This is a genomic window from Haloparvum alkalitolerans (genome assembly GCF_055381565.1).
The window spans coordinates 369,324-382,324 of sequence record NZ_AP043938.1 but is presented as its reverse complement, the minus strand read 5'-3'; the positions used below and the strand labels follow the sequence as shown (position 1 = coordinate 382,324).

Here is a 13,001-nt window from a genome sequence, read left to right as displayed (position 1 = left end):
CCGTCGGTCGCTGACCGACCTCCAACTCTTTGCGAACCGGGCCGTATCGGTACGTATGACCGCGGTTTCACGACTCCGAGCGGCGTTCTGGGAACGGCACTCGAACCCGAAGAGCGGCTGGAGCCGGGTCCTGATCCTCCCGGCGCTCCTCTACGCCGTCTACCGGCGGGACTGGAAACTGGCGGGGGCTGCGGTCGGATTCACCGTCGTCAACCCGGTCCTGTTCTCGCCGCCCGCGGACGACGACGCGTGGATGACGCGGGTCGTGCTCGCGGAGCGGTGGTGGACCGAGGAGCGCGGGGAGCCGGTCCTCGCGACCGCCTACCCGAGCGTCCTCAACCTGCTCAACCTCCCCGTGACGGCGTACGCGTTCGTCGCCGCCTACCGCGGGAACCCGGTTCGGGCGGTGCTCGGCGGCTTGGGGTCCGTCCTGCTGAAGTTCTGGTACGTCGGGGCGCTGGTTCAGCGGTACGACGAGGCACGATCCGAGTGAGCGTGTCGGTCAGTCGTCGGCGGCCGGCGGCACGAACGCGCGCAGCGTGTCGTTTCCGACGGTCTCGGCCGCGATCTGCTCGCAGCCGCGGTCGCCGAGCACCGACGCCCAGTCGCGGTAGTAGAGCGGCACGTCGTCGTCGACGTAGTTGACGTTCGCGTCGTCGTCCGCGGCGTCCGCGGACGGGGCGGGCCCGCCCTCCTCGCCGGTCTCGATCTCGACGGTGACGATCAGGTCGCGGGCGACGCGGACGAGGTCGTCGAACACCCACGCGTTGTCGGGGTGGACGTGCTGGAGCGTCTCGACGGAGAAAACGGCGTCGTAGCGGTCGTCCGCGACGTCGGGGAACACGTCCTCGACCGCGGCCGCGTGGAAGGTGCCGGCCGCGAACAGGTCGGGATACTCGTCGGCCATCACGTCGAAGGCGGTCTCGTTGATCTCGATGCCGTGGAGGTCCGCGTATCCGGCCTCGCGGAGGTGTTCGAGGTGGCGGCCGGCGCTACAGCCGACTTCGAGGACCGCGGCGTCGGCGTCGACGCGCTCGTCGAGGTGCGCGCGGACGCGCTCGCTGCGCTCGTCCGCGCCGTAGTGGGCGTAGTAGTCGGGGGAGTATTCGCCCGCGCGGTCCGCCCAGCTCGCGAGCACGTCGTTCTCGTTCACCTCCGGACCGACGGGGCGGGCGCGTAAAACCTCGGTGGCTGGCGGCTGTGCGCGAGCGTCCTCCGCGGACGGCGACGCGAACTGAACCAAACCGAACGGATGGCCGCGGACGTGGTCGCTGACCGGATGCGGAGGGACCTCTCACTCGTTCCGATTCATCAGTCGGAGGTTCCGCTCCATCACGGCGACGAGACCTCCGACGAAGAGGAGCCCCGGCCACGCGTAGACGAGCGTGCGCTGTGGGGGAAACGCTCCCGCCCCGAGCCCCGACTCCGGCGGCTGCCAGGTGAGGACGTGCCAGTAGACGAGTGCGAGCCAGAGCGCCGCGAGGACCGCGGGCGTGCGAAGCTCCCACTGCCACCAGCTTTGAGCCACCGCCAGCCCGACGACCGCGCCGCCGACGGCGACCCAGACGTATCCGTAGTTCCACGGATCGAGAACGACCGGCGGAAGCACGACGATCGCCCCGAGAACCGCCGAGAGAAGCCGCCTGATCATGACGGGGTTCCCTATTGCAGTATCAAATACTTTCTTCCAGAAGAAACGGACATCCCTCGAACTGCGACGGCACCGAACTGCGACGGCACCGAACTGCGACGGCACCCAACCGCGCTCCCCCGATCAGGCGTCGCCGTCGGCGAGCAGCTCCTCGGCGACCGTCGCGGCGTCGAGCAGGTCGGGGTCGACGGCAAGATCTGCGACCGCGGCGACGAACTCCGGCAGCGAGCGGTTGGCGTAGGTGACGACGCGCACGTCCGGGTTCAGCTCCTTCGCGACCGGGATGCCGGTCGCCTCCTCCACGTCGGTCAGGACGAGCAGGTCGGCGTCCGCGATGCCCGCCTCCTCCAGCACGCTCGCGGAGACCTCGGCCTCGATGCGCGTCACGGCGGCGCCCTCGGCCTCGAGCGCGTCGCCGAGGCCGTGCTCGTCGGGGCCGGCGACGACGGCGCGGGTGGTGGCTCCCGCCATCACTCGTACTCGATGGTCGCGGGCGGTTTGTGGGTCACGTCGTAGAGGACGCGCGCCACGTTGTCGTTCTCGCCGGTGATCCGGCTCTGGATGCGCTGGAGCGTCGACCAGTCGATCTCCTGTGCGCGGGCGGTCATCCCGTCGCGGCTCTCGACGGAGCGCACCGCCACCACCCAGCCGTGGACGCGGTTGTCGCCCTTCACGCCGGTCGCCTTGCCGAGCACGGCCGCGAACGCCTGCCACGGCTCGTACTCCTCCAGCTCCTCCTCGACGACGTGGCACGCCTCGCGGGCCACCTCGGCCTTCTCGCGGGTCACCTCGCCGACGACGCGGACCGCGAGCCCCGGACCGGGGAACGGCATGCGCTCCGAGATTATCTCCTCGAGGCCGAGTTCGCGGGCGACCTCGCGGACCTCGTCCTTGTAGAGGTCGCGGACCGGCTCGACGATGGCCTCGAAGTCGACGACTTCGGGAAGCCCGCCGACGTTGTGGTGGGACTTGATGTTCCCCTCGGACTCGATGCGGTCGGGGTAGATGGTCCCCTGCACGAGCACGTCGGCGTCCACCTCGCGCGCCTCGCGCTCGAACTCCTTGATGAACTGGTCGCCGATGACCTTCCGCTTCTCCTCGGGGTCGGTGACGCCCTCCAGCCGGTCGAAGTAGCGGTCCGCGGCCTCGACCACGCGCAGCGACTCCATGAAGGAGAACGTCTCGCGGATCTCCTCGGTCTCGCCCTTCCGCATCAGGCCCGTGTCCACGTACACCGGGGTGAGCTGGTCGCCGACCGCCTCGTAGGCGAGCGTCGCCGCGACCGAGGAGTCGACCCCGCCCGACAGCGCGATCACCGCGTTCGAGTCGCCGACCTGTTCGCGTATCTCTGCGACCGCCTCGTCGATGAATGCCTCCGCGTCAACCATTTATAGGGAAACCTCGTTGGGTGCGTCCGCTGATTCCGTCGTCGTGTCGTCCGCCGATTCGCTCGCCGCGCCGTCCGCGTCGTCCGCGCCGCCGTCGGCCGCGGCGTCCGCCAGGTCGAGCACCGCCTCGACGAACGCCACGAACGGGGGGCTCGCGCGGTCGGGCCGCGACCGGAACTCGGGGTGCGCCTGCGTGCCGAAGAAGAAGGGGTGGTCCTCGCGCTCGAGGATCTCCATCCGGTTGTCCGCGCGGCCGGAGAAGACCAGTCCCTCGGTCTCCAGGTCGTCGATGTACTCGGGGTTCACCTCGTAGCGGTGTCGGTGCCGCTCCGTACAGGAGTCGGCCTCGTACACCTCGTGGGCGAGCGTCCCCTCGTCGATGTCGGTCACGTGGGCGCCGAGCCGCATCGTGCCGCCCATGTCCTCGGTCTCGTACTGCTCCGGGAGGAGGTCGATGACGGGGTGCGGCGTCTCCTCGTCCAGCTCCGCGGAGTGGGCGCCCTCCATCCCGAGGACGTTGCGCGCGTGCTCGACCACGGAGAGCTGGAAGCCGAGACACAGCCCCAGCAGGGGAACGTCGTGCTCGCGGGCGTACCGGATCGCCTCGATCTTCCCCTCCGTGCCGCGGGAGCCGAACCCGCCGGGGACGACGATACCGTCCGCCTGTTGGAGGCGCTCGGTGTGTTTCTCCGCCATCTCGTCGGCGTCGACCCACAGCACGTTCACCTCGGTCTCGGTGTGGATGCCGGCGTGTTTCAGCGCCTCGTGGATCGACATGTACGCGTCCTCCAGCCCGTACTTGCCGACCAGCGCCACGTCGATCTCCGTCTCGCGGTCGCGGGTCACCAGCTCGCGCCACCGCGTGGACCGCTCCGCCTTCGGGAGCGCCTCGTCGGCGAGGTTCAGCCGTTCCATCACGTACTCGTCGAGCCCCTCGTCCTCGACGACCAGCGGGACGTGGTAGACGTCCTCCACGTCCGGGTTCGAGAAGACCGCCTCCGTCGGCACGTCACAGAACAGCGCGATCTTCTCTTTCACGTCCGGGTCCAGCTCGTCGTCCGCGCGCCCGACGAGGATGTCTGGCTGGAGGCCGATGCTCCGGAGCTCCTTGACGGAGTGTTGTGTGGGCTTGGTCTTCTGCTCGCCGTTTTGCGAGTAGGGAACGAGCGTGACGTGGGTGAAGAGCACGTCGCCCTCGTCCTCCTCGTGGGAGAACTGTCGGAGCGACTCGAGGAACGGCATCGACTCGATGTCCCCGACCGTTCCGCCGATCTCGACGATGCACACGTCGGAGCCCTCCGCGGCCTCGCGGATCCGACGCTTGATGTCGTCGGTGACGTGGGGGATGATCTGGACCGTCTTGCCCAGGTAGTCGCCGGCGCGCTCCCGCTCGATGACGTGTTGATAGGTCTTGCCCGTCGTGACGTTGTGGTCGGAGGTCATGTCGACGCCGAGGAACCGCTCGTAGTTCCCCAGGTCGAGGTCGACCTCGCCGCCGTCCTTCAGGACGTACACCTCGCCGTGTTCGTAGGGGTTCATCGTTCCGGCGTCGACGTTCAGGTAGGGGTCGATCTTGACCGCCGTCACGTCGAAGCCCGCGTTCTCGAGGAGTCGGCCGGTGCTGGCGGCGGTGATTCCCTTGCCGAGCCCGGACATGACACCTCCGGTGACGAAAACGAACTTCCGACCCAGCGAGGGGTCGTACCCCGTATCGGGATCCGTCGGCATACCGAAGGTGTGCGAGCATCCTCCTAAACCGTTTCGGGAGCCCCCTCGTGTGCGGCCCGCTCACAGGGCCGCCGGCAGCCCCGCGGCGACGCGCCGGCGAAGGGGCGGTCGCCGGCCGCGACACGTCCGCCGGCTATCGGTCGGGACCGTCGAGTTCCAGCACGTCGTCGGGGCGGTCGCGCTCGAAGGCGAACCGGCCGGTCGACCGCGTCCGGAGCGTCACGGTCGCCACGCGGAGGACGTACGCCGACAGCAGCATGAACGGCGCCATCGAGACCGTGGTGACGACGGTCGTCGCCGTATGGGTGTCCGGGAAATCGCCGGTGTGGAGCAGCACGAACGACACCAGCAGGATCGTCGGGAGCGAGACGTAGATCAGGTGTTTCGACAGCGCCGCGAACTCCTGGCTGAAGTAGAGCGTCTTGAAGTACTCGCGGGTGGCCGCGAAGTGGCGCAACAGCGCGAGCAGGTCGTCGACCGTCTCGTCGGCCTCCGGCGGGAGCACCTCCTCGTGTTCGGCGCGTAGCTGCCGCAGCTGGTTGGTCAGGAGGACCTGATCGTAATCGAGGGTCGCCAGCACCAGCGAGACGGTGTCGTCCCGTCCCTCGAGCCGAGACTCCAGGTCGTAGGTTTGCTCGGCCATCTCGCGGAGGTACTCCTCGACGTTCGCCTGGAGGTCGGCGTCCGCCTCGGCCACGTCGTCCGCGAGCTCGCCCGTCTTCGACGCGACCGCGTCGACCAGCACGATGAGGTAGTTCGTCGGGTCCGCGGGCGTCACCGTCACGCCCGCCGCGTTCTCGATCTCCCGGCGGAGGCTGCCGACCTCCTCGATCCGGTCGAGCTGCTGGCCGAGGGGGCCTTGCTCCTGGGTCACGAACAGCGAGGAGGTCGAGACCACGATCGAAACGAGCAGGAACACCCCGCCGAGGATCGAGCGGAGCAGTCCCTGGACGCGATGGCCCGACTCCAGCCCGTCCGACCCGGTCGGGACCGCGTGTGCCGCGGGGTCGAGCACGAGATAGACGCCAACCAGCAGCGCCGCGGTCACGAGCAGCCGGTCGGCCTCCAGCAGTACCCAGTTCTGCAACCCCCGGAGTCGGCTTCGAACCCCGTCGCCCCGCCTGGGGACGCCCGCATCGCTCATACCCTGATCCCTCGGTCCTGCATCTGCCCCGGCTTCGAGCGCCCTCCTCAAAGGTCCTCGGAGACAGGTCGCGGCGGCGTGTCAGGAACCCGGCGCTCCGGTCGACCCGCCCGCGACCGATCCGCGACCGTGCATGCCCCCGCAACGAACCGATACTTAGTGTTGCAGACCGATTCAGAAACCTCGCTTTTTCTGAAACTCGCGGCGGTGCGGTGCGGTCGCGGAGCGGTGCGGTTGCGGTGCTGTGCTGTCGGCGCGCGCCGCGGCGACCCTGCGTCGCCGCGACCGCGCGAGGGAGGCGGCGGCGCGGCCGCCTGCTGTGCGTTGTGGTTCCGCGGCCGCGCCGCCGCCGAGGCTGGGGAGGTGTGAGGTTGCGGCGCTGTGCGGTCGCGGGGCGGTGGGTGGGACTGAAAGGGGCAGCCGGCTCGATCCGGCCCCGACGGCGCAAGCACCGCAGCGGGCTGTGTCTCCAGCGCGCTACCGCACGCTGGAGGCTAGCGAGACGCGGGTTGTCTCGCCAAGCGGAGAGCGAGGAGCGCAGCGAGGGTCCCGCGAGGAACGAGCGGGACGACGGCAGTCGCAGCCCGGACCCGTCCGTCGGGCGTTGCTGAGAGACGCAACGGAACGCCCGGACCGTCTGCCGGTACGCGGCCGGGCGAGCCGTCTGGGGCTTTCTAGACGTTGCTGTCTAGAGCAGCAGGACCTGCAGCAGGCACAGAAAAACCACGATCTGACAGAAAGGCAAGATTTCCACCGTGCTCCACTAAGTATCGCCATCATCGAGCGGGAGCGCTATCGCTCGGGCGTCGGTATCGAAAGAAAGCGAAGGTTGTGGCGGAACCGCGGACGCCGGGGTTACTCGAACTTCTCGACGACGTGTTCGTAGTTGTCGGCCACGTCGTCCCAGTCGACGACCTCGAAGAAGTTCTCGATGAACTCGCCGCGGGCCGGACCGTAGTCGTGGTAGTAGGAGTGCTCCCAGACGTCCAGCGCCAGGATGGGGTGTGCGCTCCACAGCGCGCCCTGGTCGTGCTTGTCGACCTTCAGGTTCCGGAGCTGCTTGGAGACCGGGTCGTAGACGAGCAGCGCCCAGCCGCCCGCGGCGGACGCGGCCGCCTCGAACTCGCCCTTCCAGCCCTCGTAGGACCCGAAGTCCTCCTGGATGCGGGCCGCGAGCGCGCCCGCGGGCTCGCCGCCGCCGTTCGGCGACATGTTGTTCCAGAAGAGGTGGTGGAGGTAGTGACCGCTCCCGTTGTGGGAGACGTTACCGAGCGCGGACGCGGTGCTACCGTAGTCGCCCTCCTCGCGGTTCTCCGCGAGCGTCTCCTCGGCGCTGTTGAGACCGTTGACGTAGCCCTGATGGTGGGTGTCGTGATGCCAGGTGAGCACCTGTTCGGAGATGTGCGGTTCCAGCGCGTCGTAGTCGTACGGTAGTGGGTCGAGTTCGTGGCTCATTGTGAATCCTCCTCGGTACAGGATTGGTCGGATAGCTGTTAAAGATTGAGGAAAGACACGTTACCACACACCATAAATTCGGCCGCGCCGGCGTCGCTCGCCGGGGAACTGCGACGCGTCGGCCGTCGGTGCCGAAAAAGTGTCGTGGTCGGGAACTACGCGAGGTAGGTCTCGGCGAGGAACTCGGCGTAGCCCTCGATCCCGAGGTAGAGCGTGTACAGGAGCACGACCGGAACGAGGAGCCGGACGATCCAGATCCACGCGACCGAGAGCGTCGCGTCGCCGCTGCCCTTCCGCAGCTCGTCGATGGCCTCGCCGGCGTAGCGCCAGCCGACGAAGAGGGACAACAGTAGCCCGCCGAGGATCAGCAGGATGTTGTTGGCCAGCAGGTCGTAGGTGTCGAGGTACGTCAGGTCGAGCGCGGTCGGGATCCCCACGAGGAAGATGATCCCCGCGATGGCGATCGTCGCCGGCTTGCGGTCGACGCCGTAGGTGTCGACGACGTAGGAGACGACCACCTCGAGGATGGAGAAGGCGGAGGTCAGCGCCGCGATGCCCAGCATGAAGAAGAACACCGCGCCGACGACGCCGCCGGCCGGGAGCTCGGCGAACGCCGTCGCGAGACTGATGAAGACCGCGCCGGCGCCGCCGGAGCCGGGCTCGACGCCCTGCGTGAACAGGAAGGGGAAGACGACGAGACCGGCGAGGAACGCCACCAGCGTGTCGATGACGACGATGGTGCCGGCGTCGCGGAACAGGTTCCGGTCCTCGCCGAGGTAGGAGGCGTACGTCACCATCACGCCCATCCCGAGCGAGAGCGTGAAGAAGGCCTGTCCCGCCGCGTCCGGGATCAGGCTCGTCGCGTTGGCGACGATCGTTCCGACGTCGGGCGAGAGGTAGTAGCTGTACGCCGCACCGGCGCCGGAGAGCGTCGAGCCGTAGCCGGCGAGGACGACGAGCAGGAAGACGATGGAGGGGACCATCACCTTCGCCGCCCGCTCGAGCCCGTCGCGGATGCCCAGCGCGACGACGGTGGCGACCAGCCCCATGAACAGCGCGTGGAAGGCCACCGCGTTGAGGCCGCTCGCGGTCGAGAGGAAGTACTCACCCGGGTTCGCGGCGTACGCGCCGGTGAGCGAGGCGATCAGGTACTGGATCACCCACCCGCCCACGACGCTGTAGTACGAGAGGATGATGAAGCCCGCCACCGCGCCCGCGAACTTCCAGTTCGGTGCTTCGAGCGCCTCGAAGGCGCCGATAGGGTTACGATTCGACCGTCGACCGATGACGAGTTCCACGAGCAGCACGGGGAGTCCGATCACGGCGACGAACAGCAGGTAGACGACGAGGAACGCCGCCCCGCCCGCCTCGCCGGTCAGGAAGGGGAACCGCCAGATGTTCCCCAGCCCGACGGCGCTGCCGACCGCCGCGAGGATGAAGCCGAGCCGCGTGGCCCACGTTTCACGTGCCATCGGTACGAGCTGACGTGCCACGCGCCCTATATACCTGTCCGTTCGCGGACGTTTTCGTCTGAGATGTGACAGCTATCGACGCGGAGTCCCACGATTATGGACACCAGTTCCCAATCACGATCGTTGATGGATATTTTTCTACGGCGCACCGACGCGGCCGGGACGCCTCGATTTCGTCCTCCGTGAGAGGGCGGGATACCCGTCCGTTCCGTGGGTTTAATAGCCTGACCGCGACGCTCACGTGTATGGAACGCGCAGACGTTGTGATCGTCGGCGGGGGACCCGCCGGCACCTCGGCGGCACACGCGGCCGCGAGCGGCGGCGCGGACGCGATCGTGTTGGAGAAGGGGGTCCCGCGAGCCGACCGCGAGGGCCTCGGTCCCGACTCGACGGACGCCGCCGGGATCCTCAACTACTGGGTCGACATCATGGGGATCCACCCCGACGAGTTCCCCGAGGGCGTCGTGCAGAACGAACTGGAGCGCGCGGAGTTCCGCGGGCCGGACGCCGGCTGTACGCTGTACAGCACCGGCATCGACTCCTCGTACGACGAGTTCGGCTACACCTTCCACCGCGCTCGGTTCGACGACTTCATGCGCGAACGAGCTGAGGACGCCGGCGCCGAGTACCGCGTGGAGGCGTCGGTCCGGAACGTGGAGTCGAGCGCCGCGGGCGACGACGACCCCCGTCACGTCGTCGAACTCGCAGACGGGAGCACCGTCGGCGGCGACTTCCTGATCCTCGCGGACGGCCCCCAGCGCACGGTGACGAACCGCGTGCTGGACCGCTACCTCCCCGACGGCGAGAAGGCCTCCGAGCGGCTCGCCTCTCGGGACGCCAACCACATCGCCTATCAGGAGTACCGACGGTTCCCCGAGGAACTGTACGAGGAGGTCGAGGACGCTATCGTCTTCTGGTGGGGGGTCATGCCCGGCGAGACCGCCTACCCGTGGGTGTTCCCGAACCGCGACCGCGTCTGCCGCGTGGGGCTCACGATGCCCATCGGGCTGGACCTCGACGCGGTCGAGGACCGGGAGGAGTACGAGCTCCTGCGGCCGGAGGACGACTCGGTCCCCTCCGGCTCGGAGTACGTCGAGCGCCTGCTGGAGTGGCAGTACGGCGACGAGTACGACGTCGAGGAGGACTTCCCGCTGGTCGAGGACGCCGGCAAGCGCGGGGGGACGGAGACGTACTCCATCTCCTCGACGCGCCCCATCGACTCCCCGACGGGCGCGGACGTCGCGGTCGCGGGCGGCGCCATGGGCACCACCTCCGCGTTCCACGAGGGCGGCGACCACGTCGCGGTGCGCACGGGCGCCATCGCGGGCGAACTCGCGGCCGCGGGCGACCTCTCGGCGTACAACCGGCGCTGGAAGGAGGCCATCGGCGACGAGATCCTTCGGAACGTGACGATGGCGGACATGGTGAAGGCGTACACCCCGAGCGACTGGAACAGGATCATCGGCGCCGCGAACACGATGCTGGCCGACGACTCCGACGAGGGCCTGCTCCGACGGGGGTACTCCGCCGGATGGGACGCGGCGAAGCTACTGCTCTCCTACAAGTGGAACAAGCGCAAGTGGCGCTCGTCGTACACGCAGATAACCGAGGACGAGTACGTCTACTGAGCGCCGACTGCCGAGGGCGGCCGGCGCCGCGCGCTTTTTCGACCCGATGCGACTCCGACAGGCGTCCCTCCGCGACCGGTCGACTCCCTACTCCGGTTCGATGTCCACGATGCCGAGTCCGACCGCGAACAGCAGGCCCGCGAAGCCGAGCGCCACCGCCAGTACGCCGGCGTCGTCGGCGGTCAGCGACGCCGCGGCGCTCCCGCCGTCGCCGCCGGCGCCCCCGGCGCTCTCGTTCGTCGCGGTTCCGGTCGACTCGCCGCCCTCTCCGCCGCCCGACTCGGTTCCGCCACCGCCGCCGCTTCCGGGTTCGATCAGTTCGTCGTCGGTCTCGCCGACGGCGACGGCGCCCTTCATCCCGACCGCGCGGTGCGGGTCGCAGTAGTACAGGAACGTGTCGCCCGACTCGGCGTCGTCGAACGTGTGCTCGAAGGTGTGGCCCGCCTCGCCGGTGAGCTCCGACTCGAAGCCGTCGCCCTCGGTGACGACGTTGTGGTCGCCGCCCTCGCCGGTCCACTCCCAGACGACGGTCGCGCCGGGGTCCACGAGGATCGCGGCCGGTTCGAACTGCAGGCCGCCGCCGGCGCCGACCGCGACGGTCACCTCGTCCTGTCCGGTGTAGTCGTAGGTGCCCTCGTAGTTGTCCACGTCCTCGAACCAGCCGTCGTACTGCGCGGCGGCGGTGCCGGCGCCCGCGGCCAGCCCGGTCGCGGCCGCGGCCCCCGCCGCGCCCGCACGCAGGAACCCTCGTCGCCCCACTCGCGTGTCGGTGTCTGGTCGGCTCATACCTGCACGTTCGCGTGACGGGCGCAATAAGGGTCCGGTCGTTCCCACGTCGTGAAAAGCGGCCGCGGGCGGCGTCGGTCGGTGCGCGTCGCCCGGCGGCGCGACCGGGGACAGAAATCCTCCAGCGACGCGGCCGGGGACAGAAATCCTCCAGCGACGCGGCCGGGCACAGAAACCCCCCGACAGCGTGACCCGGGTCAGTCCCCGGCCGATTCCGGCGCGTCGATGACGGGGCGGGCCACGTCGCGGTCGGTCGCCTCGTCGGGCACGTCGAAGGGGTACTCGCCGGTGACACAGCCCAGACACAGGTCGGCCCGCGAGGCGTCGAGCGCCTCGGCGACCGCGTCGATCGAGAGGTACGACAGCGAATCCGCGCCGACCGCCTCGCGGATCTCCTCGGTGGACCGGTCGGCGGCGATGAGCTCCTCGCGCGTCGCCATGTCGATGCCGAAGTAGCAGGGCGCGATTATCTGCGGCGCGCCGATCCGCAGGTGGACCTCCTCCGCGCCCGCCTCCTTGACGAGTTCCACCAGCTGCGTCGAGGTCGTCCCGCGGACGATGGAGTCGTCGATGATGGTGACCGTCTTCCCCTCGACGGTGGACTTGATCGGGTTGAGCTTCAGCCGCACGGCGCGCTCCCGCTCGTCCTGCGTCGGCATGATGAACGTCCGGCCGACGTAGCGGTTCTTCATCAGTCCCTCCGCGAACTCGACGCCCGGTTCGTCGCCGCGCGGCTCCCCGTCCGCGGTCGTCTCGTTGGCGGCGTCCGCGTAGCCGGAGGCGAACGCGCGCCCGGAGTCGGGGACGGGCATCACCACGTCCGTCTCCACGCCCGACTCCTGCCAGAGGTGCCGGCCGAGTTCGCGGCGCACCTCGTAGACGAGCCCCCCGTCGATGACGGAGTCCGGGCGCGCGAAGTAGACGTGTTCGAAGAAGCAGTGGGCGGTGCGGTCCTCCTGGACGAGCTGATAGGTGTCGTACCCCTGTCCGTCGGGTTCGAGGACGACGAGTTCGCCCGGTCGCACGTCCCGGATCAGCTCGCCGTCGAGCGTGTCGATGGCGGCCGACTCCGAGGCGAGCACGTAGCCGTCCTCCAGCTCGCCGAGACACAGCGGCCGGTTCCCCTTCGGGTCGCGGACGCCGAGGACGGTGTCGTCGTGCATGATCGCCAGCGAGTAGGAGCCGTGGATGCGCCCCATCGTGCGCTTGACCGCGCGGACGAGGTCCTCGTCGAGCAGGTTGCGCGCGAGGTCGTGCGCGATGGCCTCGGTGTCGCCGTCGGACGTGAACGCGTGGCCGAGCGCGGCCAACTCCTCGCGCACCTCCGCGGCGTTGACGAGGTTGCCGTTGTGCGAGAGCCCGAGCGAGCCCGACTTGAACGAGACGGAGAAGGGCTGCGCGCAGGACTTGTCCAGACTACCGGCGGTCGGGTAGCGGACGTGGCCGATGCCGGTCGAGCCGCTGAGCGACTCGAGGTCCGACTCGTCGAAGGCGTCGCCGACCAGGCCGCGCTCGACGTGGCCGTGCTGCTGGAAGCCGTCGTGCGTGACGATGCCGGCCGACTCCTGGCCGCGGTGCTGGAGCGCGTACAGCGCGTAGTACAACGGTCTGGCCGCCTCCCGCTCGGCGAGCGAGACGCCGACGACGCCGCACTTCTCGCGCGGTTCGTCGCCCGCCTCGACCCCTCGGGGTTCCATGCGCGAGGCTGGGTCGGGAATCGGTAAAAACCCTCTTGTTCGTGGTCCCTTT

At 69.1% G+C, this 13,001-nt stretch carries 12 protein-coding genes; 2 read left to right on the top strand and 10 right to left on the bottom strand.

Features of this window, described 5'->3' with window-relative positions; all coding sequences use genetic code 11:
- The first annotated feature begins 55 nt into the window (after positions 1–55).
- Positions 56–493, top strand: a complete 438-nt coding sequence (locus tag ACZ432_RS04285) for a DUF6653 family protein (protein WP_426963058.1) — start codon at positions 56–58, stop codon at positions 491–493.
- Between the two features lie 9 nt (positions 494–502).
- Here the strand turns inward: ACZ432_RS04285 and ACZ432_RS04280 are convergent, their stop codons facing one another.
- From ACZ432_RS04280 to ACZ432_RS04245, 8 genes are all read right to left on the bottom strand, one after another.
- Entirely contained in the window at positions 503–1,153 is a 651-nt protein-coding gene (locus tag ACZ432_RS04280) for a class I SAM-dependent methyltransferase (RefSeq protein WP_426963059.1), read from the bottom strand.
- A 141-nt stretch (positions 1,154–1,294) separates the two neighbouring features.
- Positions 1,295–1,651, bottom strand: a complete 357-nt coding sequence (locus tag ACZ432_RS04275) for a hypothetical protein (protein ID WP_426963060.1) — start codon at positions 1,649–1,651, stop codon at positions 1,295–1,297.
- Between the two features lie 123 nt (positions 1,652–1,774).
- Positions 1,775–2,122 carry a DUF7126 family protein gene (locus ACZ432_RS04270; protein WP_426963061.1) on the bottom strand — a complete coding sequence of 116 codons (348 nt, stop codon included), beginning with the start codon at positions 2,120–2,122 and terminating at the stop codon, positions 1,775–1,777.
- A complete protein-coding gene (gene guaA / locus ACZ432_RS04265; protein ID WP_426963062.1) occupies positions 2,122–3,039 on the bottom strand; it encodes a glutamine-hydrolyzing GMP synthase in 918 nt (305 codons plus the stop codon). The genes ACZ432_RS04270 and guaA overlap by 1 nt, the downstream gene beginning before the upstream one ends.
- Positions 3,040–4,767, bottom strand: a complete 1,728-nt coding sequence (locus ACZ432_RS04260; RefSeq protein WP_426963063.1) for a CTP synthase — start codon at positions 4,765–4,767, stop codon at positions 3,040–3,042.
- A 133-nt stretch (positions 4,768–4,900) separates the two neighbouring features.
- Complete coding sequence (locus ACZ432_RS04255; protein ID WP_426963064.1) at positions 4,901–5,911, bottom strand: hypothetical protein; 1,011 nt, start codon at positions 5,909–5,911, stop codon at positions 4,901–4,903.
- Positions 5,912–6,766: 855 nt separating this feature from the next.
- On the bottom strand, positions 6,767–7,366 hold the full coding sequence (gene sod / locus ACZ432_RS04250) for a superoxide dismutase (RefSeq protein WP_426964719.1): 600 nt from the start codon (positions 7,364–7,366) through the stop codon (positions 6,767–6,769).
- 155 nt (positions 7,367–7,521) lie between these two features.
- The gene (locus ACZ432_RS04245; protein ID WP_464378858.1) at positions 7,522–8,838 is read right to left on the bottom strand and encodes a sodium-dependent transporter; all 1,317 of its coding nucleotides are present in this window, start codon (positions 8,836–8,838) and stop codon (positions 7,522–7,524) included.
- A gap of 245 nt (positions 8,839–9,083) precedes the next feature.
- Between ACZ432_RS04245 and ACZ432_RS04240 the strand changes: the two genes are divergently transcribed.
- A complete protein-coding gene (locus ACZ432_RS04240; protein ID WP_426964721.1) occupies positions 9,084–10,466 on the top strand; it encodes an NAD(P)/FAD-dependent oxidoreductase in 1,383 nt (460 codons plus the stop codon).
- Between the two features lie 87 nt (positions 10,467–10,553).
- On the opposite strand, the gene ACZ432_RS04235 is transcribed toward ACZ432_RS04240, so the two are convergent.
- Both ACZ432_RS04235 and purF read right to left on the bottom strand, forming a co-directional pair.
- On the bottom strand, positions 10,554–11,252 hold the full coding sequence (locus ACZ432_RS04235; RefSeq protein WP_426964722.1) for a halocyanin domain-containing protein: 699 nt from the start codon (positions 11,250–11,252) through the stop codon (positions 10,554–10,556).
- A gap of 197 nt (positions 11,253–11,449) precedes the next feature.
- On the bottom strand, positions 11,450–12,949 hold the full coding sequence (purF, locus tag ACZ432_RS04230; RefSeq protein ID WP_426964723.1) for an amidophosphoribosyltransferase: 1,500 nt from the start codon (positions 12,947–12,949) through the stop codon (positions 11,450–11,452).
- Positions 12,950–13,001 lie beyond the last annotated feature (52 nt).

Coding starts and splice junctions, on each gene's coding strand:
- ACZ432_RS04285 (WP_426963058.1), top strand. CDS start 56: ATGACCGCGGTTTCACGACTCCGAGCGGCGTTCTGGGAACGGCACTCG.
- ACZ432_RS04275 (WP_426963060.1), bottom strand. CDS start 1,651: ATGATCAGGCGGCTTCTCTCGGCGGTTCTCGGGGCGATCGTCGTGCTT.
- ACZ432_RS04270 (WP_426963061.1), bottom strand. CDS start 2,122: ATGGCGGGAGCCACCACCCGCGCCGTCGTCGCCGGCCCCGACGAGCAC.
- guaA (WP_426963062.1), bottom strand. CDS start 3,039: ATGGTTGACGCGGAGGCATTCATCGACGAGGCGGTCGCAGAGATACGC.
- ACZ432_RS04260 (WP_426963063.1), bottom strand. CDS start 4,767: ATGCCGACGGATCCCGATACGGGGTACGACCCCTCGCTGGGTCGGAAG.
- ACZ432_RS04255 (WP_426963064.1), bottom strand. CDS start 5,911: ATGAGCGATGCGGGCGTCCCCAGGCGGGGCGACGGGGTTCGAAGCCGA.
- sod (WP_426964719.1), bottom strand. CDS start 7,366: ATGAGCCACGAACTCGACCCACTACCGTACGACTACGACGCGCTGGAA.
- ACZ432_RS04245 (WP_464378858.1), bottom strand. CDS start 8,838: ATGGCACGTGAAACGTGGGCCACGCGGCTCGGCTTCATCCTCGCGGCG.
- ACZ432_RS04240 (WP_426964721.1), top strand. CDS start 9,084: ATGGAACGCGCAGACGTTGTGATCGTCGGCGGGGGACCCGCCGGCACC.
- ACZ432_RS04235 (WP_426964722.1), bottom strand. CDS start 11,252: ATGAGCCGACCAGACACCGACACGCGAGTGGGGCGACGAGGGTTCCTG.
- purF (WP_426964723.1), bottom strand. CDS start 12,949: ATGGAACCCCGAGGGGTCGAGGCGGGCGACGAACCGCGCGAGAAGTGC.